The 22,223-nt window shown below is 67.8% G+C and carries 23 protein-coding genes; 10 read left to right on the forward strand and 13 right to left on the reverse strand.

Annotated features, from left to right (window positions below):
* Positions 1-103 precede the first annotated feature (103 nt).
* Positions 104-1,678 (forward strand): long-chain-fatty-acid--CoA ligase, encoded by a 1,575-nt coding sequence (locus GQS65_RS16045; protein ID WP_158205648.1) that lies wholly within the window; start codon positions 104-106, stop codon positions 1,676-1,678.
* A 114-nt stretch (positions 1,679-1,792) separates the two neighbouring features.
* On the opposite strand, the gene GQS65_RS16050 is transcribed toward GQS65_RS16045, so the two are convergent.
* Positions 1,793-2,134, reverse strand: coding sequence for a hypothetical protein (locus GQS65_RS16050; RefSeq protein ID WP_158205649.1), 342 nt, complete (start codon positions 2,132-2,134; stop codon positions 1,793-1,795).
* Between the two features lie 146 nt (positions 2,135-2,280).
* On the opposite strand from GQS65_RS16050, the gene GQS65_RS16055 reads away from it, so the two are divergent.
* From GQS65_RS16055 to GQS65_RS16065, 3 genes are read left to right on the forward strand one after another with little or no spacing between them, the layout of a single operon-like run.
* The gene (locus GQS65_RS16055; RefSeq protein ID WP_158205650.1) at positions 2,281-4,236 is read left to right on the forward strand and encodes a 3-hydroxyacyl-CoA dehydrogenase/enoyl-CoA hydratase family protein; all 1,956 of its coding nucleotides are present in this window, start codon (positions 2,281-2,283) and stop codon (positions 4,234-4,236) included.
* The gene (locus GQS65_RS16060) at positions 4,237-4,713 is read left to right on the forward strand and encodes a PaaI family thioesterase (protein ID WP_158205651.1); all 477 of its coding nucleotides are present in this window, start codon (positions 4,237-4,239) and stop codon (positions 4,711-4,713) included.
* A complete protein-coding gene (locus GQS65_RS16065; protein WP_368280282.1) occupies positions 4,710-5,183 on the forward strand; it encodes a MaoC/PaaZ C-terminal domain-containing protein in 474 nt (157 codons plus the stop codon). Before GQS65_RS16060 ends, GQS65_RS16065 begins: the two co-directional genes overlap by 4 nt.
* Here the strand turns inward: GQS65_RS16065 and GQS65_RS16070 are convergent.
* From GQS65_RS16070 to GQS65_RS16100, 7 genes are all read right to left on the reverse strand, one after another.
* Positions 5,132-5,650, reverse strand: coding sequence for a hypothetical protein (locus GQS65_RS16070; protein WP_158205652.1), 519 nt, complete (start codon positions 5,648-5,650; stop codon positions 5,132-5,134). The two genes, GQS65_RS16065 and GQS65_RS16070, sit on opposite strands and share 52 nt — an antisense overlap.
* Before the next feature lie 27 nt (positions 5,651-5,677).
* Positions 5,678-6,511 (reverse strand): alpha/beta fold hydrolase, encoded by an 834-nt coding sequence (locus GQS65_RS16075; protein ID WP_158205653.1) that lies wholly within the window; start codon positions 6,509-6,511, stop codon positions 5,678-5,680.
* A gap of 54 nt (positions 6,512-6,565) precedes the next feature.
* On the reverse strand, positions 6,566-7,156 hold the full coding sequence (locus tag GQS65_RS16080) for an NAD(P)/FAD-dependent oxidoreductase (protein ID WP_158205654.1): 591 nt from the start codon (positions 7,154-7,156) through the stop codon (positions 6,566-6,568).
* 55 nt (positions 7,157-7,211) lie between these two features.
* Positions 7,212-8,036, reverse strand: coding sequence for a CPBP family intramembrane glutamic endopeptidase (locus GQS65_RS16085; protein WP_158205655.1), 825 nt, complete (start codon positions 8,034-8,036; stop codon positions 7,212-7,214).
* A 78-nt stretch (positions 8,037-8,114) separates the two neighbouring features.
* Positions 8,115-8,636, reverse strand: a complete 522-nt coding sequence (locus GQS65_RS16090) for an Lrp/AsnC family transcriptional regulator (protein ID WP_158205656.1) — start codon at positions 8,634-8,636, stop codon at positions 8,115-8,117.
* Positions 8,637-8,705: 69 nt separating this feature from the next.
* Positions 8,706-9,851, reverse strand: coding sequence for an acyl-CoA dehydrogenase family protein (locus GQS65_RS16095; protein ID WP_158205657.1), 1,146 nt, complete (start codon positions 9,849-9,851; stop codon positions 8,706-8,708).
* A gap of 83 nt (positions 9,852-9,934) precedes the next feature.
* Positions 9,935-10,837: a ribonucleotide-diphosphate reductase subunit beta gene (locus GQS65_RS16100; protein ID WP_158205658.1), complete on the reverse strand. Its 903-nt coding sequence runs from the start codon at positions 10,835-10,837 to the stop codon at positions 9,935-9,937.
* Between the two features lie 77 nt (positions 10,838-10,914).
* On the opposite strand from GQS65_RS16100, the gene GQS65_RS16105 reads away from it, so the two are divergent.
* Entirely contained in the window at positions 10,915-11,580 is a 666-nt protein-coding gene (locus GQS65_RS16105) for a 2'-5' RNA ligase family protein (RefSeq protein ID WP_158205659.1), read from the forward strand.
* 66 nt (positions 11,581-11,646) lie between these two features.
* The gene (locus GQS65_RS16110) at positions 11,647-12,867 is read left to right on the forward strand and encodes a hypothetical protein (RefSeq protein WP_158205660.1); all 1,221 of its coding nucleotides are present in this window, start codon (positions 11,647-11,649) and stop codon (positions 12,865-12,867) included.
* Positions 12,868-12,898: 31 nt separating this feature from the next.
* Here the strand turns inward: GQS65_RS16110 and GQS65_RS16115 are convergent, their stop codons facing one another.
* Both GQS65_RS16115 and GQS65_RS16120 read right to left on the reverse strand, forming a co-directional pair.
* On the reverse strand, positions 12,899-13,534 hold the full coding sequence (locus tag GQS65_RS16115; protein WP_158205661.1) for a DsbA family oxidoreductase: 636 nt from the start codon (positions 13,532-13,534) through the stop codon (positions 12,899-12,901).
* Positions 13,535-13,626: 92 nt separating this feature from the next.
* On the reverse strand, positions 13,627-14,418 hold the full coding sequence (locus GQS65_RS16120; protein ID WP_158205662.1) for an enoyl-CoA hydratase-related protein: 792 nt from the start codon (positions 14,416-14,418) through the stop codon (positions 13,627-13,629).
* A 274-nt stretch (positions 14,419-14,692) separates the two neighbouring features.
* On the opposite strand from GQS65_RS16120, the gene GQS65_RS16125 reads away from it, so the two are divergent.
* Positions 14,693-15,418: a class I SAM-dependent methyltransferase gene (locus GQS65_RS16125; RefSeq protein WP_158205663.1), complete on the forward strand. Its 726-nt coding sequence runs from the start codon at positions 14,693-14,695 to the stop codon at positions 15,416-15,418.
* Positions 15,419-15,621: 203 nt separating this feature from the next.
* On the opposite strand, the gene GQS65_RS16130 is transcribed toward GQS65_RS16125, so the two are convergent.
* Entirely contained in the window at positions 15,622-17,193 is a 1,572-nt protein-coding gene (locus GQS65_RS16130; RefSeq protein WP_158205664.1) for a long-chain-fatty-acid--CoA ligase, read from the reverse strand.
* 101 nt (positions 17,194-17,294) lie between these two features.
* On the opposite strand from GQS65_RS16130, the gene GQS65_RS16135 reads away from it, so the two are divergent.
* The gene (locus GQS65_RS16135) at positions 17,295-17,579 is read left to right on the forward strand and encodes a DNA-directed RNA polymerase subunit L (RefSeq protein WP_158205665.1); all 285 of its coding nucleotides are present in this window, start codon (positions 17,295-17,297) and stop codon (positions 17,577-17,579) included.
* A 111-nt stretch (positions 17,580-17,690) separates the two neighbouring features.
* The gene (locus tag GQS65_RS16140) at positions 17,691-19,316 is read left to right on the forward strand and encodes a hypothetical protein (RefSeq protein ID WP_158205666.1); all 1,626 of its coding nucleotides are present in this window, start codon (positions 17,691-17,693) and stop codon (positions 19,314-19,316) included.
* Positions 19,317-19,347: 31 nt separating this feature from the next.
* Here GQS65_RS16140 and GQS65_RS16145 read toward each other — a convergent pair whose 3' ends face one another.
* Together GQS65_RS16145 and GQS65_RS16150 are read right to left on the reverse strand one after the other, a co-directional pair.
* A complete protein-coding gene (locus tag GQS65_RS16145; RefSeq protein ID WP_158205667.1) occupies positions 19,348-19,530 on the reverse strand; it encodes a hypothetical protein in 183 nt (60 codons plus the stop codon).
* Entirely contained in the window at positions 19,527-19,754 is a 228-nt protein-coding gene (locus GQS65_RS16150; RefSeq protein ID WP_158205668.1) for a hypothetical protein, read from the reverse strand. Before GQS65_RS16150 ends, GQS65_RS16145 begins: the two co-directional genes overlap by 4 nt.
* A gap of 444 nt (positions 19,755-20,198) precedes the next feature.
* On the opposite strand from GQS65_RS16150, the gene GQS65_RS16155 reads away from it, so the two are divergent.
* A complete protein-coding gene (locus tag GQS65_RS16155) occupies positions 20,199-21,998 on the forward strand; it encodes a tail fiber domain-containing protein (protein WP_158205669.1) in 1,800 nt (599 codons plus the stop codon).
* Positions 21,999-22,223 lie beyond the last annotated feature (225 nt).

Genomic DNA, 22,223 nt, shown 5'->3' on the forward strand with positions numbered 1-22,223 from the left:
GGGGAGACAGTCGTTCCGGCGGTGTTCACGGCGTACCTGTCGGTCGAGCGGCGGGTCGAAATGGGGAACCGTTAACATCGGTCCGTGGGTGGAGGAGACACACATGGCAAATCTCGTCGACGACGTCGCCGCGACCGTCACCGAGTCCCCCGACAGCACCGCCGTCGGGTTCCGGGGACGGACGTGGAGCTACGAGGAGTTCTGGAGCGAGACCGGGCAGTTCGCGCAGGCGCTCGCCGACCACGGCGTCGAGGCCGGGGGTCGGGTCGCGCTCTACCTCCCGAACCTGCCGCAGTACGTGACCGGGTTCCACGCGACGCTCCGGGCGGGCGGCGTCGTCGTCCCGATGAACCCACAGTACAAGGCCCGCGAAATCGGCCACCTGCTGGACGACAGCGGGGCAACGGTCGTCGTCACGCTGGCCGCCCTCGCGCCGATGGTCGCAGAGGTGCGAGAGGAGACGGACGTCGAGCACGTCGTCGCGGTCGGAGCCGACGACCCCGAGGAACTGCCCGACGTCGCCGTCACCTACCGCGAGTTCCTCGGCAGTGCGGACGGAGAACTCGACACGGTCGCCCGCGAGGACGACGACGTGGCGTGTCAGCCCTACACCTCCGGAACGACCGGGACGCCGAAGGGGGTGTTGCTGACCCACCACAACCTCGCGTGGAACGCCCGAGCGACCGGCGACCTGATGCCCGGTGGGTTCGCGGCCGACGACAGGATGCTCGGCGTCCTCCCGCTGTTCCACATCTACGGCATGACCGTGACGATGCTCGGGACGCTGTTCGCAGGCGCGGCGTACTACCCGATGGCCGAGTGGGACGCCCAGGCCGCCGCGGACCTCATCGAGCACGAGTCGCTGACCATCGTCCACGGCGTCCCCGCGATGTACAACGACCTCGTCAACCAGCCGAACGCCGACGAGTTCGACCTCTCTTCCGTGCGATTCGCCAACTCCGGTGGCTCCAGCCTCCCCATCGAGGTGATGCGCCGGTTCGAGGACCTCTACGACGTGGACCTGTTCGAGGGCTACGGGCTGACCGAGACGAGTCCCGTCACCCACGCCAACCGCCCCGGCGAGCGCCGACCCGGCTCCATCGGCAAGCCGATTCCGGGGGTGCAGTCGATGGTCGTCGACGGCAACTTCGAGGAAGTGCCGCCGGTCGAACGCGGCCCCGTCGAGGAGGGCACCGATCTCGACGACGTGACGGGCGAACTCGTCGTCAGCGGGCCGAACGTGATGACGGGCTACTACGGCCTCCCCGAGGCCAACGAGGGAGCGTTCACCGACCACGAGGGCACGCGCTGGTTCCACACCGGCGACGTCGCCTACCGCGACGAGGACGACTTCTACTACGTCGTCGACCGCGAGAAACACATGATCGTCACCGGGGGGTACAACGTCTACCCCCGCGAGGTCGAGGAGTTGCTGTTCGAACACGAGGCCATCGCGGACGCCGCCGTCGTCGGCATTCCCGACGACCGACGCGGCGAGACGGTCAAGGCGTTCGTGGTGCCGACGCCCGACGCCGACGTGACCCCCGAGGAGATTCGGGAGTACTGCCTGACGAACCTCGCGGAGTACAAACACCCCCGCGAGGTGGCGTTCGTCGAGGAACTCCCGCGGACGACGACGGGGAAGGTCCAGAAGTTCGAGCTGCGGGATTCGGAGTGAGCGTCAGCGAACGAGAATTTCGGAGGACGAACGGCGAGCGCTCGGGCGGGTGGAGTCGTGTGGGGAGAACTGCGACGTTGGGGGAGAGCCGAAGCGCGTGTCCAGCGAGGGGTGTCAGTTCCCGCTCTTCGCGGTCAGCGTCTCGAACGAGCGTGGGTCCTCCCACAGTTCGCCGAGCGTGGCGGCGGCGAGAAAGCGGGTCGGGCCGACGACCCACTCGGTGGTCGTCTGTGAGTCGGCCGCCGGTGCGTGGGCGTCGAACCACCACGCGACGTATCGGCCGTCCTGCAGTTTGGCGGTCGGGTACAGCTGTTCACCGACGGCGACGTCGATGCGCGTGGCGTCCTCCACGGTCGGACGGTCCTCGCCGTCGGCGACCATGACCTCGATGTCGACGCGCTGTGCGCCGGTCGAGCCGGTCGACGTGGGCTCTCCCCTCGGTGAACCGTCGTCCATGGACACACGAACCACGTCCCCGTACATAAGCCTCCGTCAGGCAGGTGTCTGACACCGGTCGGCTATCGAGACCGTTCTCTACGGTCCCCACGAGCAAGGCTGGCCCGCTGCGGTGGAACTAAGCCGCTTCCGAATCCTCAGCGTTCATGGACATCGATGACATTCAGCACGTGACCGTGCTGGGTGCCGGCAGCATGGGCCACGGTATCACCGAAGTGACCGCGCTCGCCGGCTACGACGTCGTGATGCGCGACATCGAGCAGGAGATCGTCGACGACGGGTACGAGAGCATCCGCTGGAGTCTGGACAAACTCGCCGAGAAGGGCCTCGTCGAGCAGGCCCCCGACGACGTGATGGGTCGCATCACGACGGCCGTCGACCTGGAGGAGGCCGTCGCGGACGCGGACCTCGTCATCGAGGCCGCGCCCGAACAGATGAGCATCAAGAAGGACGTCTTCGGCGACCTCGCGGAGTACGCTCCCGCGGACGCCATCCTCGCGTCGAACACCTCCTCGCTCTCCATCACGGAGATCGCCAGCGCGACCGACGACCCCTCGCGTGTCGTCGGGATGCACTACTTCAACCCGCCGGTGAAGATGGACCTCGTCGAGGTCATCTACGGCACGGAGACGGCAGACGAGACGGCCGAAGCCGCTTACGCGTTCGTCGAGTCCTGCGAGAAGACGCCCATCTTCGTCCGTAAGGACGTCAACGGCTTCGTCGTCAACAGCGTGCTCGGACCGTTCGGCGACGAGGCGGCGTGGATGGTCTCGGACGGCGAGGCGACCGTCGAGCAGGCCGACGCCGCGATGGTTCACCAGCGCGGCTACCCGATGGGGCCGTTCGAACTCTCGGACCTGACGGGTATCGATATCGGCTATCACGTCCGCAAGGAGGCGGGCAAGCCCATCCCGCCCATCGTCCAGGAGAAGGTCGACGCCGAGGAACTCGGTCAGAAGACCGGCACGGGCTACTACGACTACGAAGACGGGGAGGGAACGACGTACGAACCGGGCGACGGCGAGGGGTTCGACACGCTCCGTATCGAGGCGCGGATGGTCAACGAGGCGGCGAAGCTCGTCGGGAACGACGTCGCCACCGCCGAGGCCATCGACACCGGGATGCGCCTCGGTGCGGGCTTCCCCGAGGGGCCGTGCCGACGCGCCGACAAGGAGGGACTGGACTCCGTCCTCGACAAGCTCCGGACGCTCCACGAGGAGACCGGCGCGGACCGCTACGAACCCGCCGACTACCTCGTCGACCTCGTCGAGTCGGGGAAGACCGGTCAGGACGCCGGCGAGGGGTTCTACTCCTACGGCGGCAGCGACGGCGAGCGAGAGTACCACACCATCCAGCACTCCCTCTCCGAGGACGGATTGCTCGAAATCACGCTGGACCGCCCCGAGCGCCTGAACGCGCTCAACGGCGACCTGATGGAGGAGGTGATGCACCTGCTCGACACCACCCCCACCGACGACGTACGAGCTGTCACCTTCGAGGGGACCGGCGGCCGGGCGTTCTCCGCAGGCGCGGACATCACCGGCTTCGCGGGCATCGAACCCCACGAGAAGGGCGTCACGGAGTTCTTCGAGACCGTCGCCAACTACCCGAAACCGACGCTCGCCAAGATCGACGGCTACTGTCTCGGCGGCGGCAACGAACTCGCCCTCGCGTGTGACCTGCGTATCGCCACCGAGGACTCGGAGTTCGGGTTCCCCGAGATCAACCTCGGCCTCATCCCCGGCGGTGGCGGCACCCAGCGTGCGATTCGGATGCTGAGCGACGCCCGCGCGAAGGAACTGGTGTTCCGCGGTCACCGCATCGACGCCGAACTCGCCGAGGAGTGGGGCCTCATCAACCGCGCCGTCGACGACGACGAGTTCGACGACGTGGTCGCGGAGTACGTCGACGACCTCGTGACGGGGCCACCCATCGCCCTGGAGAAGGCCAAGCGGGTGATGAACGCCGGACGCGACCAGGACCTCTCGGCAGGTCTCGAACTCGAAGCGCAGGCGTTCGGCCTCCTGCTCGGCACCGAGGACATGCAGGAGGGGGCGGCCGCGTTCATGGAGGACCGCGAGGCCGAGTTCGAGGGCAGGTAGATGGGGAGCGGTGACGGGGCGGACGAGACTGGCGACCTCTCGACGGGGGAGGCCGACGCCGTCGAGCGCGAACTCCAGGGGGAGGCCGAGACACACGGCCTGTTCAGCCTGCTCGGCGTCGAACTCGTCAGTGCCCGCGAGGGTCGTGCGGTCCTCACGCTCCCGTTCGACGAGCGGTTCACGAACCTGGCGAACGTCTCGATGCACGGCGGCCTGACGGCGACGCTCGTCGACACCGCCAGCGGGTTCGCCCTGCGCTCGGTGCTCGGCCCCGACGCCCGCCTCACGACGACGGACCTGAACGTCCGGTACCTCCGTCCGGCGACGAACGACCTGCGCGTCGAAGCCGAGGTGGTCCGCGCCGGGCGCTCGATGGGCGTCACCGAAGCGCAGGTCACGAACGAACACGAGGGTGAACGGAAGGTGGTCGCCACCGGCGGTACCTCCTACCGACTGTTCCGGGGTGAGGGCGCGTGACGGAGGACCCTCCGGAGGACGTCGAACCGGCGAGCGTCTTCGAGGAGGCGGAAGTCGGCACGACGAGCGTCACCCAGGGCCGGACCATCACCGGCGCGGACGTGGTGAACTTCGCGGGCGTCAGCGGCGACTTCAACCACCTCCACACCGACGCCGAGCGGATGGCCGACTCGGGCTTCGGCGAGCGTATCGCTCACGGTGCGCTCGTCTTCTCGGCGATGACGGGCCTGCTCTGGCAGTCCCGGACGCCCGCCGAACGCGAGGCGGTCGTCGCGTTCTACGGCGTCGACCGCCTGCGATTCCGCGCACCGACGTTCGTCGGCGACACAATCCACGTCGAACTCGAAGTCACCGGAAAAGAGCCGAAGGACCACCCCGTCGGCAACGGCGTGCTGGAGTACGACGCCGAGGTCCTGAATCAGGACGGCGACGTCGTGTTGTCCTGCGAACTGCGCTCGCTCGTGGTCTGAGCGGCGGGGCAGTACTGCCTCGTCCCCGAGTCGCTTCCGAGGACGGCGAACCGAACGTCGATGTACTCGGGGAACCCGAGCGTTATCGTCGGGACCGCACACTCGTGGTCCGGACCGAGGCTCTCCTCGTCGATTCGTGCGGTCCGAACGTCCAGTGGTTCGTGCTCTCGGACGGCGTACGTCAGTTCGTACACCGCAGGGTCGATGGACCACGTCGCTTCGACTACCCCCACAGTTCCGACCCTGTCGTCCATCCCATCGACGGTGTGTGTCCCTTCGTGGACGAGTTCGCCGTCCCGTACGAGTTCGAGACGAACGGTTCGTGGCTCGGGGGTCGCGTTCCGGACCACGAGGTTGCTCAGGACGACACCTCTCGGGTCGTCGTCGAGGACGCTACAGCCAGCGAGCGGGACGGAGGCGACGAGGCCACTCGCCTTCAGAACCGACCGGCGTGAGTGGGGACACACAGCTGTAGTGACGTGACTGTCGAGAACTCAGTTTCGTGACTCCGGTTCGCTCGGGGCGTCGGCCGCGACCCACGCGAGGAACGCCTCCAGTTCGGCGAACGCCGCCTCGTACTGCGTGTGGAAGACACAGTGGCCGGCGTTCGGAACGTGGACGACCCGGCCGTTCTGCAACTCGCTGGTCAGCTGTAGGTCTTCGACGCGCTGCGCTACGTCGGCGTCGCGTCGCAACAGGAGCGTCGGCACGGTGACGTCACCGAGTCGGTCGCTCAGGTTCTCGGGATAGCCCTCGCGGGCGATTTCGGCGATGTTCGGATCCAGTTCGGTGTCGGCGACGGCGTGACGGCGTGCTTGCTCGGGGTCGAACCCGTCGTACTGTTCTTCGATTCGCTCCTCGACGGTCAGTTCGGCGTCCTCCGTGAGCGCCTCGCGGACGTGGTCGGCACGCTCGTCGGGACCCATCGGTGGCTGGCCCGAGAGGGCCGCCGGGTCTTCGAGGACCACTGCCTGGGGGAGGTCGGGGTGTTCGGCGGCCGCCCACCCCACCGTCGCCCCGCCCATGGAGTGGCCGAGCAGAATCGGGTCGTCGAGGCCGAGCGCGTCGACCAGTCCCACGAGGTCTGCCACTCGGTCGTCGATACCGTAGCCCGTCTCGGGAGCGTCCGAGCGGCCGTGACCTCGCGCGTCGTAGGCGACGACGTCGTAGTCGTCGGCGAGGTCGGTCACGAGCGGTTCCCAGCAGCGGCCGTTGTCGTAGAAGCCGTGAGCCAGCACCAGCGGTGGCCCCTCGCCGGTCCGGTAGTACTGGAGGTCGATACCGTTGGCGTGGACGGTGCCGAGTGTCCACTCGTCGGGGACGTTCATGCTCGGTCGTGTTCGAACGTCTGTAAGTCAATTGTGAAAACGCGTGCCCGGGCTCTACGCGCTCTCGTCTCGCAACTCGCCGAACATCTGGTCGGCCGTATCGGGGACGTCGAAGTCGTGATAGTGGTCGCCCTTGACCTTCGTGAGGACGTTGAGCGCGGCGGCCGCGCCGTCGCCCGCCGAGATGACCGCCTGCCACTCCTCGGCGCGGACCATCCCGCCCGTGGCGTAGCAGTTCTCGACGCTCGTCTCCATCGTCACGTCCACGTCGACGATGCCGTCGTCGGTCGTCTCACAGCCGAGTTCCTCGGCGAGGGCACGGTTCGCGCCGGTGGCGAGAATCAGGTACTCGCCGTCGTACTCGCCGTCGTCGGTGCTGACCGAGAACCCGTCGTCGGTCGCTTCGACGCCCGTCACCTCCTCGCCCTGGTGTCGCTCGGCCCCGAAGTCGTCGACCTGCTGGCGAGCGGTCGACATGAACGCGCTCCCGTCGACCGACCCGATGCCGAGGTAGTTGAACAGGTGGGCCTTGTGCATCCACGTCTCGTCGGTGTCGAAGACGTGGGCGTCCAGTCCGTTCTTCGCGGCGAACAGTGCGGCGCTCAGACCGGCGGGACCCCCGCCGACGACGATGACACTCGTCATGTCTCCCCCGAGGTGTGGCGGGACCATAAGGTCGTTGACCAGGTGGTCAACTCGGTCAGAACAGGACCGCGAGGACGCCCGAGGAGTTGTTCGCGGCCGTCTCCAGTCCGGGTCCGTACGCGAACACGACGTAGATGAGACCGAACAGCACCGCGTCGTACGCGCCGTGGATGAAGATGGGGACGACGAGGTTCTCGGTCAACTCGTAGGTGACGCCGAACACCACCGAGAGCAGCGACAGCGTGACCAGCGGGATGAGCAGTGCGCCGATACCGCCCGACCCGCCGGTGAGCGCGGAGGCGTGGGCGAACCCGAAGACGAGGCTGGCGATGCCGATGGCGAACCACGGCCCGAACACCTGGCGGAGTCGGCCCTGGATGATGCCCCGGAACAGCAGTTCCTCGGCCGGGCCGATGATGAGGAACGCCGCCGGAATCAACAGCAGGAGCACCGTCGGGTCCTGTTGAGCGACCTCTGTAACGCTGTTCTGGGCGGTTTCGACGTCTGTCGCGGCCGTGATGGCTTGGATGGCGAGGCCGGCGGCGAACAGGAGGACGAAGATGGCGATGAGTCCACCGAGCGCCCAGATGCCGTCACGGACCGTGGGGAGGCGGGCACGGACGAACCCCAGTCCACGGCCCGTTATCGTGAGGTAGGCGAGGCCGACGACGGAGAGACCGACGCCCTGTACCGATATCAGCGAGACGACGATGCCGAGGAGGGGACGGTCAGTGACGTCGATGCCGGCCGCCGCGAGGGCGAACGCGAAGACGGCGACGGCGACGATTCCGACGAGGATTCCGAGCGCACCGAGCAGTATCGCCGTGCCGACGGCGATCGCCTGGTCGATGGGTCTCGGGTCGCGGGAGACTGCTTCCATACCCGACGGTTCGGCGGGCGAGCGTAAAAAGACCGACTGGTTCGACCGGTCGGGGCGCTCGGCCGTCGACCGGCCGACTCAGTCCTGTCCTTTCCGGAGCGTCTCGAACATCTCCGGGTCGGTGCGGAACTTCAGCATGTTGTGGACGACGCTGTTGCGGATGTTGTGGACTGCCTGACCGTGGTCCTTGTAGAAGTCGTGGATCCACTTCGACTCCGAGAACCGGTCGGGGAACATCATGATGGACTTCCACTGGTACTCGCCGTCGGAGACGAACATGAACAGCGTGTTCGGCGAGTGACGGATGGTGTCGATGGCCTCGCGGTAGTGGTCGGCGAAGTGTTCGGGGTTGAGTTTGAACTCGAACATGCCGAAGATGAAGTACTCCTCGTGGGGGACGATGGCCTCGCGGAAGACGCCCGCCTCGCGCATCCCGCGGATGGACTCGCTGACGGTGACGTGACTCACGTCGATGTCGTAGTCGGCTTCGAGGATGCGTGCCAACTCCCGCGAGGAGAGCTGTGGGTCCTCGGACAGTTCGCGGAGGATGTACGTGTCGCGCTCTTTGAAGTCCCAGTCGGGGGCGTCCTGACTGCTCATACTCTCTCCTGCATTGCGGCGTCACCTTGATGTTTCGGTTAGCGCAACGCCGGAGGGGTGACCGAACGTTCAGAGGATACGGTCGGCGATGATGTTCTTCTGAATCTCACTCGTCCCCTCGTATATCTTGGTGATACGGGCGTCACGGTAGTAGCGCTCGGCCGGGTGGTCGGTGACGTAGCCCGCGCCACCGAACACCTGGAGCGCCTCGTCGGCCACCTCGACGGACTTCTCGGAGGCGAACAGCTTCGCCATGCTGGCGTACTTCATGCCGAGTTCGCGGTCACCCGCCTCGGCGTAGCCCGCGGCGCGGTAGGTGAGCGAGCGAGCGGCCTCCACCGTGGTCGCCATCTCCGCGAGTTTGTGCCGAATCGCCTGGAACTCGCCGATCTTCTGGTCGAACTGCTCGCGCTCGCCGGCGTAGTCGATGGCCGCGTCGAGCGCACCCTGTGCGGCCCCCACTGCCTGTGAGGCGACGCTCGCCCGCCCGCCGGCGAAGAAGTTCATCAACTGGTAGAACCCCTCGTCCTCCGCGCCGATGAGGTTCTCCTGTGGGACGCGCACGTCGTCGAAGACGATTTCGGCGAGGTCCGACGCGCGGATGCCCAGTTTGTTGTCGATCTTCGAGGGCTCGAACCCCTCGGTGTCGGTCGGCACCAGAATCGCGGAGATGCCCTTCCGCCCCGCGTCTGGGGTGGTCTTCGTCATCACGACGGCGATGTCGGCGACGGTGCCGTTCGTGATCCACATCTTGTTGCCGTTGATGACGTAGTCGTCGCCGTCCTTCTCGGCGGTCGTCTCGATGCCCGCGACGTTCGACCCGTGGGCGGGTTCGGAGATACACGAACAGGAGACGGCGTCACCGGCCGCGATAGCCGGGAGCCACTCCTCTTTCATCCACTCGTCGCCGAACTTCCGAATCATCGACGAGCCGAAACCCGCGGACCCGACGGCCGACCCGATGCCGGGGTCCGCGCGCCACAGCTCTTCGGTCACGACACACGTCTCGAGGAGGTCCATGCCCGCACCGCCGTACTCCTCGGGGATGCCCGGGGCCACGAGGTCGTAGTTCGCCGCCTCCCTGCGGAGCTCTTCGGGGTACTCCTTGTTCTCGTCGTGCTCCCGTGCGACGGGGGCGATCTCGTTCTCCCCGAACTCGCGGACGGCGTCTCGAATCGCTTCCTGTTCGGCGCTCAGCCGGAACTGCGATGCCATAGCACACCCAGGGGTGGAACCACCAAGTAGCCTTTCACCGAGTCACGCGCGGTGGCCGGTCGAACCACGCGACGGCCGACGGCTCAGTCGCTCTCCAGACTCGTCAACTGGTCGACGTCGGGAATCGCCTCCGAAGCGACCGTTATCTGTTTCATCCGCTGGGTGTGCTTGCCAGCGGCGTAGGTTCGAAGTTCGTCGGGGCTCGCCGCGGGGCCGTCCGCTTCCAGTCCGTCCGTCGTGATGCTGTCGACCAACGGCAACAGTTCGCCGACGGTGTCGTGGAGCAGTTGTGGGTCGACGCCCCCGGCCACGAGGTCTTTCAGCATCGTCATCCCGAACCCGACGTGGCGACCCTCGTCTCGGCGGATGTAGTCCAGTCCCTCGACCAGACCGGGCAGCGTCGGAAGCTCCTCGTTGTCCGGGCCGTACGCCCGCTGGAGGCCGTAGTATCCCGTCTGTGCGAGGATGCCCTCGACGGTGAGGTGGTAGTGACAGAACGCCTTCGCGCGGTTCTCGGGGGTGTCTTCGGTGAGCAGTCGGTCCATCGCCGCGTCGTTGCGCTCGAACAGTTCGTCGTAGCCGTCGTTGAACCAGCGCGGCTCCATCGGCGAGGAGCGCTCGATGCCCCGGTCGTCCTCGACGGCGTGGACCACCTCCCGCCAGTATCGGTCGAAGAAGTCGGCGTGTTTCGCCTCCTCGTACAGTTGCGTCGTGACGAACATCTGGGCCTCGGACTCTTCGAGGACGACGGCGAGCGGTGCGAGGTCCTCGGTGACGGCCTGCTCACCTGCGCCGAACTTGGCGACGGCCGCCCTGAACTGGTCGAAGTACTCCGGGTCCGTTTCGACCATCGCCACCAGTCCGTCGACGTCGGCCGAGAGGTCGACCGCAGACGGGTCCCAGTGCCGTTCGACGGCGTTGCGGTAGTAGCGAAACGCTCGCTGCCCACGGTCGAACTGGAGACGCTTGCTGGTGTCGCGGTACATGATATCGAAGCTCAGCCGTCAGTGAGTATGAAGGTTGCGCGGACCGTCGCCGGTCGTATGCACGGAGCGACCGCTCGATGACGGACCTCGCCAGCGACCCGGCGGCGTTCTGGGAGCGACGACACGACCTCTCGGTGGACCCGACGACGGACGAGGACGTCGCCCGACGGAGCGATGCCGGTCATCTCGTCTTGCTGTTCGACGTCCCCCGACGCGTCAGCGAGCAGTTCATCCCGACGCTCGACCGTCTCTCCTCGTTCGACTGTCTCGCCGTCGCGCCACCACGCTATCTCCACGTGACGGTCACGGCGGTCGGAACCGTCGTCGACGGCCCCGACGGTCCGGGCGACGTCGCTCCCGGTGCCCTCCAGACGCTCGCCGACGACGTCGGCACCGCGTTGCGAGGGGTCGACCCCTTCACGGTCGAGTTCCCCCGACTCAACCTCTTTCCGACCGTCGTCTACAGCGAACTGGCCGACGAAGGCCGGTTCGCCGAACTCAACGACCGGGTCTGTTCGCTCGACGCCGTCCCCACACACGACCGGGACCGACAGTTCGTCCCACACGCCGCACTGGGGACGTTCCGGGACGAGGACGTCGGGGCCGTCGTCACCGACCTCGAACGCGACCGGACGCTCGACGTGTCGTCGGTCACCGTCGACGAACTCACTCTGGTCAGCGTCGACCACCGCGAGCGCTATCCACGGTTCGAGTGCGTTCGTCGGTACGCCCTCGACGACTGACCGAACCGGTGGTTCGCTCCACCTCCGACCGGTAGGTTGAAAACGACGTTCTCGTAACCGTGGACGATGCGGCTCCGCCAGTTCACCCTCCCCGTCGGTTTCGGACTGCTCGGCGTGGTCCCCGCCCTCGTACTGCTCGCGTTCGACCGGTACCTGTTCGTCCTCGGTGTCGTGTCGACGTCGTGTCTCGCCGCGCTCTGTGGGACGGCCGTCTGGGCGGGAGCAGCAGGCCCAACGCCCACACGACAGCGTGGGGCGCTCGTCGGTGCGCTCGCCACGCTCACGGGAGGCCTGCTCGCCGGTCCCGTGCTCGCCGTCCCCGTCGTCGTGACCGACGGGGCTGCCGCTCCGGGGGCGGTCCTCGAAGCCCTCGCACTGGTGACCATGGCGACGGGGCTCGCGGGGCTGGCGACGGCCCCGTTTGCGGCTGTGCTCGGTGTGGTCGTCGCGACCCGACCCAGTCTCGGCCTCCCGCGGTCGACTCGACCGGTCCGGTGGGTGGTTCGGCTCTCACCACCGGCGACGACGTACCGACAACTCGGGGCGGTCGTCTGTGTCCTCACGCTGGCGTGTCTCGGGTGTGGTGTCGTCCAGTACGCCGACGTGACGACACCGACCGTGGGCGACGCGCCGACCGACGCGGGGGCCGACGCACCGGCCGCCGAGCAGGTCGCACAGGCCCAAGCACGGACCCGGAGCGTCTCGTACACCGCGACGGTGACGCAGGCCGCCTACGGGCCGAACGGGAGTCGAGAAGGAACTCCCCAGTCGTTCGTCTTCGAACACGACCGGCAAAACGACCGCGTCCGCGTGGTCACGAGCGGTGCGTTCGGGTCCTCCTCGTCGCTCTGGACCGAGGACGGCATCTGGCACTGGCGAGGAAACGACACGACGCCCGACCCGAACGAGTTGCGTGTCGACCGACGGACACTGTTGCCGAGCGAACGGTTCGGTGTCGTGGCGGTGACGGACGCGCCGGCACGAGTCGTCGACCGAACCGCGTCGAACGTCACGGTTCGGTATCCGACCCCCGCGAGCAGGACCGGCGAACCGCACCCGTACCCCGGTAACCGGACGGTGACCATCGACCGCGAAACTGGGCGACTCGTCGCCATCGAGACGGTCCGTGTCGAACCGGACGGGCGAGTGGCTGTCGAGCGTATCAGCTTCGAACGCTACGGCGAGACGACCGTCGAGCGACCCGACACGCCGATTCGGCCGTTCCGACTCCACGTGCTCGACCTGCTACAGGGACCGCTGAACGGCGAGACGCCGCTACACTCCTGAGGAGAGGACTCGTCGGTCGACCGTCGCTCGATTACGTGCCTTCGACGAGTCGCTCCAGTTGTTCGGGGGGGACGGCCCCACGGGCAGCGTAGCCGTCGTAGGCGAACGTCGGCACGCCCGTCACGCCGTCACGCTGGGCGTCGTTGAACTGCTCGCGGACCTCCTCGTGCAGGGCGTCGTCGTCGAGTGCCGACCGGACCTCACCCTCGTCGACACCTGCGGCGGTCGCCAGTTCGACGAGCAACTCCTCGTCACCGATGTCCTTCCCTTCGGTCCAGAGCGCCTCGAAGACGGCCTCGTCGAACGCGAGCCACGTCTCGTAGTCGGCGTGTCCCTTCAGGTAGTACGAGACGACCTGTGCGGGCAGCGAGTCGACGTCGCGGGCGATGTCGAGGTCCATCTCCACGTCGTACTCCTCGGCGAGCCGCCGGACGTTCTGTTTCGCCTGCTCGAAGTACTCGTCGTCCTTCCCGTCGTCCACCGAGTGGTCGATGGTTCCGTCCGGGTTGCGCTTCTGGGAGCGCAGGTCGAACGGGTGCCAGTCGATTTCGAGGGCCTCGTCGCGCGTCTCCTGGTACTCGGAGAGGGACGCACGACCGAGGTAACAGAACGGACAGACGTAGTCGGAGTAGACGGTGATACTCCCGGCTGCGGATTGCTGACTCATCGTCCACGGTTCGGTCTCGCCCGTGAAAAATACGCTCGTGGCTGTGAGGTGGCCGTACACGACCGTTCGACTCCCCCGGTGGCTACGTCGGCCTACTCGCCCCTGAACTCGGGGTCGCGCTTGCCCATGAACGCCTCCGCGCCCTCCTCGTGGTCGTGGGTCTCGAAGACGGCCGCCTGGTGGGCCGCCTCGCGGGTCATCGCCTGGTCGAGCGACTGTTCGAGCCCCTGGTTGAGCGCCCGCTTCGAGGTTTCGAGCGCGACGGTCGGTCCCTGTGCAATCTGGTCGACGAACGACTCGACTTCGCTCTCGAAGTCGTCGGTGTAGACGTGGTTGAACAGGCCCAGGTCGTGGGCGGCCTCGGCGTCGAGGAGTTCGCCCGTGAACACCAGCTCCTTCGCCTTGTTCAGCCCCACGATGCGCGGCAGGAAGTACGACGTGCCGGTGTCGACGGCGAGGCCGACCTGCCGGAACCCGAAGCTCATCCGGGCCTCGGCGCTGGCGAGCTGGATATCACACGCCAGCGCGAGGTTCGCCCCCGCTCCGAACGCGACGCCGTCTATCTTGGCGACGGTCGGCAGGTGGAACTTCGCCACACGCTCGATGGCGCGACTCGTGTCCTGGTGGATGCGTCGGACGGACTCGGCGAGCGTCGCCTGCCCGGACAGTCGAGCGGCCATCGCGTTGACGTCGCCCCCCGCGGAGAAACTGCCACCGGAGCCAGTGACGACCAGCGCACGGGCGTCCGACGCCTCCACCTCCTCCAACTTCTCGAGCATCGCGTTCGACACCTCGTGGGTGATGGCGTTGCGCATGTCCGGTCGGTTCAGCGTCAACGTCGCAACCGACTCCTCGATGTCGAGTCGTACCGCGTCCTCGCTCATGGCCCACCCACCGAGCGGGATGGCAAATAAGTTCGCACACCACACGACCGCTCGTCGTCGGAATACTCGGGGCCGCTCGCCGGGGTTCGACCGCTCGCCGACCGTCGAAACGACTAAGTGCCGGACACGAGAAGTAGTCAGCAGGAAAAACAGTCTTTTATAACGTCAGAATTAAGTCGGTAGCGCCTGCTCTCTCCAGAGGTCGGGAGCGAGAGACGCTCTCGGTCGACGCGCCCGAGTCACGAACCGCTCACCGAACAGTGACGACTCCGCTATGCCAGGCACCAACGACGACCCGACGACGCAGTACCGCGACACTATCGACTGGGACGACTACTGGACCGACCCGAGCGAGGCCGACCGCGCGGCGGCGAGTCCGAGCGCTCACCTCCTCCTCGAACCGTTCCGCGAACTCCTCGACGAGTGGGGCGCTCCCGACACCTACGCCGACGTCGGCTGTGGCACCGGGACGACCGTCTTCGACGTGGCCGAGCGCCACCCCGCGACCGAGGTGGTGGGCTACGACGTCGCCGACCCGCTACTCGAATCGAACCGCGAACACGCCCACGAGGAGGGCGACGGGAACGTCGCGTTCGAGCACGCCGAACTCCCCCGATTCGACCCCGACCGGCAGTTTGAGGTGGTCTCCGCGTTCTACACGCTCGTCTACGTCGCGGACGTGGAACGGGCGCTCCGGACCCTCTACGCCGCCGTCGAACCCGGCGGTCACCTCGTGTTCACCTACCACAACCGGATGGGACGGGCCCACTACCGGGGGGTCGCCGAGGACCCCCACGAGCACCTCGGGGAGGACTCGCCGTTCGACCCCGAGACGTTCGCCGAACGGTTCCAGTTGCTCATCGAGGGTGAGAACGTGCTCTCACACGACCGCATCGAGGAGGTGCTGGGAACCCGACCGCGGAGCGTCTGGTCGGTCGTCGGTGCGGACCACCGCTACCGCGCGTGGCGACACAACCCGTTCGTGTTCGTGCCGAAGTAGTCGTCGGAGCGACCTGCGCCCTCCCTCCGAGTTTCGCACCTCACGGCTCCCTGCGTCATCGGCGGCGAAGCCGCTGATTGCCAGCGGAACCGGAGGTCCCGCGCGGTCGCCGTTCGTCAGAACGTGGTTCTCACTCGCCGTCTCGCAACTCGCGGGTCGCTAGCGCTCCCCGCTCGTCTCCCCGCGACTCTCGTTCCCTTCGGTCACTCCGAGTCGCGCAGCTTGAACTTCTGCACCTTCCCACTCGGGTTCTTGGGCAGTTCCTCGACGAACTCGTACGCTCGCGGTCGCTTGAACTCCGCCAGGTCGTCGCTGGTCTTGCAGAACGCGTCCAACTCTTCGGCGGTCACGTCGCCGTCGGCGACGACGTAGGCGGTGACGAGTTCGCCCCACTCCTCGTCGGGTTGGCCGACGACGGCCGCCTCGACCACCTCGTCGTGGCCGAACAGCACGTCCTCGACCTCCGTCGGGTAGATGTTCTCGCCGCCGGAGACGATCATGTCGTCCTTCCGGTCGACGACGTAGAGGTAGCCGTCCTCGTCGCGGTAGCCCAAATCGCCGGAGTAGTACCACGTCTTGCCGTCGGCCTCGCGGAGCGAGCGCTCGGTCGCCTCGGGACGGTTCCAGTACTCGCGCATCGTACACGGCCCGGCGAACAGCACCTCGCCGACGTCGCCCCGTTCGACCGTCTCGCTGGGGTGGCCGTCCGGCGTGACGACACGCAGGTCGTGGTTGAGTGCGGGCAGGCCCGCCGACCCCTGCTTGGGAACCTGTTCGTCGGGGTGCTGGAAGGTGCCACACGGACCGATTTCGGTCATCCCGTACGCCTGCAGGTAGTTCTCCGTGAACTGCTCGCGGCAGGCGTCGAGGACGCGTTCGGGCATCGGGGCCGCACCGTAGAAGCCGATGTCGAGCGTCGAGACGTCCGCGTCCACCTCGGGAGCGGTCTGGGCCAGCGCGTTCCAGGCGGTCGGTGCGGCGAACAGTTGGGTCACGCCGTGGTCCTCGATAGCGCCGAGGACGGCCACGGGGTCGAAGTCGTGGTGGACGACGCTCGTCGCACCGACGTGGACCCGCGGGAAGAGGTTGGCGTGCAGTTCCGCACAGTGATACAACGGGAGACAGGAGAGACCGACGTCGCTCTTCGTGAGGCCGCTCTCGGCGACGCAGATGACGCTGTGTTCGACCATGCTTCGGTGTTCGTGGACGACGCCTTTCGGGCGACCCGTCGTCCCCGAGGTGTAGATGAACGCGTAGACGTCGTCTTCCGCCACGTCCGTCTCCGGTCGGCCCGCGTCCGCCTCGTCCAGCACGGCGTAGAAGTCCTCGGCGTACTCGGGGAGGTCACCCGAGACGTCGCCACCCGAGGCGGGGCCGTCGACGGTGAGGGACGTCTCGACGGTGTCCAGCGACTCGCGTGCGCCTTCGAGGGCCTCGCGGGTGGCGTCCTCGAAGACGACCAGCGAGGACTCGGCGTCGTTCAGGATGAACGCCACCTCGCCGGCTTTCAGCCGGTAGTTCAGCGGGTTGAACACCGCACCCAGTTTCGCGCAGGCGTAGACGGTCAGGACGATTTCGGTCCCGTTGAACAGCAGCGTCGAGACGCGGTCGCCGTGCTCGACGCCGCGGTCGGCGAGCGCGTTCGCCAGTCGGTTCGCTCGCTCGTCGAACTCGCCGTAGGTCCAGCGCTGGTCCTTCCGGGGGTAGACCAGCGCGTCGCGTTCGGGGTACTTTCCGGCGCTCAACTCCAGCGTGTCGGCTATCGTGGGATGCATGGTCGTGACACGACAAGGCGTACCGTAGTTCTATCGCCGTCTCGACGGCGTCTGCTCGTACCTTCGAAACGTTGAAACGGCCGTTGGGCCTCCGTGGGGACATGGAACTCCGGGTCATCGAGAACGAGCCGACGGAGCTGTCGATAGAGATCGCCGGCGAGGACCACACGTTCATGAACGTGCTGAAGGGGGCGCTGCTGGAGACCGAGGGCGTCGCGGCGGCGACGTACGACGTGAACCCCGAGCAGTCCGGGGGACAGACCGACCCCGTCCTCACCGTCAAGACCGAGGAGGGCACCGACCCGCTCGACGCGCTCGCCGACGCCGCCGGTAACGTCAAGGCCAAGTCGACCTCGTTCCGCGAGACGTTCGAAGCCGCTCACTGAACTCGCTCGGTCGCGTTCTCTCCTCTCCGTTTCCCTTCTCCGCCCGGTGACGACGCTCGGCGTCCGACCGCGTCACCGGGATTTATCAGGGTCCGTTCGGACTCCGGAGATATGGTCTCGGTCTCCCGTCGGCTCCTCGTGACAGTCCTCCTGTCGCTGGTCGTGCTCGCCGTCGCTTGGTTCGTCCGCCCGTGGATTCAGCCGCTGGCGTACCGTCTCGTCGTCCAGTCACCCGGCGTCCTCCAGTGGCTCGCCGTCGTGGGACTCCTGGTCGTCGGCTACGTCGGCTACGGGTTTCGCGTGGGGTGGGTCGGCACCGACACGCACGTTCGGACCGACGCCGGGCAGGTCCCGGTGGTGGTCGTGGCGTTCGTCGCACTCGTCGTCCTCGCGGTGTTCGTGGGGTCGTTCGTCGGCGGCCTCTACTCGGCGACGGCCACCTCCGACCGTGTCGGCGCGGCCGTCACCGAGACCGACACGCTCCCGGAGACGGACGCCCGGAACGCCCGCGTCCTCCCCCAGACGGTCGCCCGCGAGTACGCGCAGAACTCCCTCCAGTCGCCACAGTACCGTCTCGTCGGCGGTGACATCTCGGTCGTGGACGGGACGCCACGATGGTCGTACGCCCTCGCGCCCGACGGCGGTCTGAACTCGCTTCGCCTCCAGCAGCGCGGTGCGGTGTTCGTCGACATGACCACCACGCAGTCGAGCGTCGAGGTGCGCGACCAGTCGTTCGCGGTCGGTCAGGGGATGGCCGTCACCGACGGTCTGGAGTGGCGGCTGTCGAAACACGCCTTCTGGCGGGACTACCGCGACCCGTTCGTCGTCCCGCACGACGGCACGATGTACATCGCCGTCCCGTACGTCACCCACGACTGGGAGTTCCGGGCGTCACCGCTGCCACAGCTCCACTCGACGCCGACGTTCGGCGGCGTCTCGCTCGTCGCTCCCGACGGCTCGATAACGGACCTCTCCCCCGAGGCGGCTCGTGAGAGCGCGGTTCTGGAGGGGCAGAACTTCTACCCGTACGAACTCGCACGTTACGAGGTGGCCTCGCGTGCCTACCAGAACGGTATCGTCAACACGTGGGTCACCCACGAGGACCAGCTCGAACTCGCGCCGGTCCCGGGCGAGAACGACCAGCCGTTCACCGTCTTCTCCGAGGACGGGCCGGAGTACGTCCTCGCGGCCGAACCGTGGGGTGACGCGGCGGGCATCTACCAGTTGTGGACCGTCGACGGGCGGAGCGGCGCGCCCGAGCGACTGACGTTCTCGCAGTCGGAAGCCCTCATCGGGCCGTCGAAGGCGACGAACTACGCCCGTCAGACACCCGACGTCGCCCGACTGAACGACGTCTCGGCCGCCGAACCCCTCCCCGTGGTCCGCGACGAGCGACTCTACTGGCAGGTCCACATCGTGCCGAACTCCTCGGCCGGCGTCTCGTACGTCGCGTTCGTCGACGCCCGCACGGGTGACGTCTACACCGTCGGCACCGGCCGAGAGGCGAAGGCGTTCCTGCGCGGAGCGGCGGTCCGACCGGGCGAGAACGAGTCCGGCGGGGGCGATGCCAGCGGGTCGAACGGCCTCGTCATCGTCGTGGAACGGGGCGACGGGTCGACGGAACGCCTCACCGTCGGGCCGAACGACACCGTCGTCATCCGGCCACAGAACGGCACGAACGGGACGGGCGACACGACGGCGACGAACGCGACCGGAAGTCAGCGCACGCCGGCCTGAGCGGTACGCTCGTCGGCCGACCACGTCGAGACTACCCGACCGCGACGCGCCACGTCCCGTGGGTCGGACACCAGTACGTCGCGGTGTGGAGTCGCGGGCAGTCGTCACCGCAGGTCGGACAGTCCAGCGAGTCCGGTTCGTGGTCGGCCGAGACGCCCATCTCGGCGTACACCTCGCGCCACCCGCCACTCGGCGACCGTCGGTCGTCGGTCATCGCCGGGCCTCCGTCTCTCGACACCGGGGACAGCCCTCGACGAGCGTCGCGTCGGTCGATTCGAGGCCGCACCGCTCACACCGGTAGTAGTAGTGGTCGAGGTGACCGTACCGGTCGTAGCCGGCGTGCGGGCCGGTCACCACCGACGGTGACCGGTCGCTGGTGCCGTGGTCGTCGTGGCCCGTCGGGATTCGAGGCTGTCGGTGGGTCTGGTTACCTGCCATGCGTACTCTCCGTGGACTCGGCGGTCGGGTGCTGGAACACCCGGCGCGGGTCGCGCGCGTCGCCGATGCACTGTCGCCGGTGTCCCCCGGCAGGACTGCCCGGAGCGTGGGGTCCTGCTGACTGGTGGGAGACGACTGGAGACAGGGGACCGACGCGCAAAAGGGGGCGGCTAGCTCGGTGAAAGTGAACCGTCGTGAACGTACTGGAGGGCGTTCTCGCGGTACTGGGCGGCTCGCTGAACAGTTTCACTCGGCTTCCCCGACCGCACCGCTACGGGAGTCCGCCCGGCGACCGGTGTCGCTCTCGGCGCCGACGGTGGGCGAGCAGCCCGGACCCGCCTACATAGGTGAATGTTAACTATCGTCAGGGGACGCCCAGAGGAACCGCTCGTGGTCCTACCCGTCGGCGGCGTGACCGTGTCGGTGTCGGGAGACCACGGCAGGATGGAACTCATGGACACCAACGACCGGGAGTCGAGTGGAGACGGAATCGAGTCGAGTAGGGAACGGGGAGAGGAGGGTGAAAGCGGGGGGGCCGCCGCCAGGGAGCGACGCGGCGTGCGCCCGCTGTCACGCCGTGCGGCGCTCGCCGTGCTCGGCGTAGGCGGGGTCGGAGCCCTCGGCATCGGCAGGACGGGCGCTCGGCAGTCCAGGCCGACCGGCCGACCCTGGAACGGGGACGTGGACGCTCGCGGGAACTGTCTCCTGAACCTCGGCTGTCTGGCGATGGCGCGCAACCCGGCGAGGATTACGGACTTCGAGGGACCGGGGTTGCGTATCGACTCTCGGGGGGTTCTCTCGGTGACCGTGGCCGACACGCGGACGCTCGTCTCGGACAGCGACGGGTCGCCGGACGACGTGGAGGCGAGTGACGTCACCTTCGGCACGAACCTCTCGGTGACGGACAACGGGAACGGGCAGGTCCGTGTCGACGCCGTCGGTGCGTCGCCGTGGACGGACGCCGACGGCGACACGCTCCTCGAACTCGCCGCGTTCGACGGTGTCGACGTCGACACCGTCGTCGCGGACGCCGTCGAGACGCCGCTGGTCGGGACGCGGACGGCCACACCGTTCGAGGTGGTCGTCGAGGACGAACGGGTCCTGCTCGTCGAACGCGGGCGGGACGAAGACAGTCCGAACGTGGTCGCGGGCTCCGCGAGCAACACGGCGTTCGACGACGGCGGAAGCACCGTCGGTGGCGGCGGCACCCAGTTCGACCCGAACCGGGCCGGACCGTTCGGGACGGTCGGTGGTGGACGGGGAAACGTCGCCACCGCTCGGTTCGCCACCGTCGGCGGTGGGAGCGGGAACACCGCCTCCTCGTCCGCCAGGGGGCCGACCGTCGCGGGTGGCGAGAACAACACCGCCACCGACCAGCACGCGACGGTGGGCGGCGGGCAGAGCAACCGCGCCGAGTCCGGCCACGACACCGTCGCCGGCGGGCAGAACAACGAGGCGTCGGGTGGGAACGCGACGGTGGCCGGCGGGAACAGCAACACCGCTGGCGGGTCGGGGGCGGCCGTCGGCGGCGGTGTCCTCCACAGCGCCACCGGCGACCACGCGACGATTCCCGGCGGCGAGCGCAACACCGCCGCCGGGAACTACTCGTTCGCGGCGGGACTCACCGCGAACGCGGCCGACGACAACGCCTTCGTCTGGAACGACGGGTCACAGTACCACGACGTCGACGGCGACGGTACGCCGGACGGGTTCTCCTCGGCTCAGGACGTCGCGGGGTCGGGGGTCACCGGCGAGGAGACGTTCAACGTGAGCGCGAGCGGCGGCGTCCGGTTCGTCACCGGGCCGAACAGCGTCACGTACGTCCCCGGCGGGTCGACGGGGTGGTCGACGACGTCGACCGTCGCGGCGAAGACCGACGTCACCCCCGTCGACCCGCGGGCGGTCCTCGACGGCGTCCTCGACGCACCGGTCTCCACCTGGGAGTACGTCGACGAGAACGGCGAGGGCCGAGGAGTCCGGCACATCGGGCCGATGGCCGAGACGTTCCACCGCATCGTCGACGTCGGCGACAGCGACGCTCACATCAACAGTGTCGACGCCGACGGGGTCGCACTCGCCGCGATTCAGGGTCTGGCCGCCCGACTCGACGAGACGGCCGAGGAACTCCGCTCGGAACTGGCCGCCCGTGACGAGCACGTGGAGACACTGGCCGCCGAGAACGACCGACTGCGCGAACGACTCCGGGCCGTCGAGGACGCCACGCCGGACGACGGCGGGGCCTGAGACGCCGGCACGCCAGTCGGGGGCGCGCTCTCCCACGCGACGCCTCACGACGTGCCGGCGACACCTCACCCGGTCGCTGCCACGGCCGTCCCGCCGAACCTCCACGACACGGAACCGGAGTCAGAACGACACGGGACGTGGCGCGAATCGCCCTTCGACCTCGTGTTCGTCGCCGTCGCCGAACTCGCACACGGCCTCGGAGAGTACCTCCCGGTGGCCGGCGTG

The sequence above is a fragment of the Halomarina oriensis genome (assembly GCF_009791395.1).
In the GTDB taxonomy this organism is placed as follows: domain Archaea; phylum Halobacteriota; class Halobacteria; order Halobacteriales; family Haloarculaceae; genus Halomarina; species Halomarina oriensis.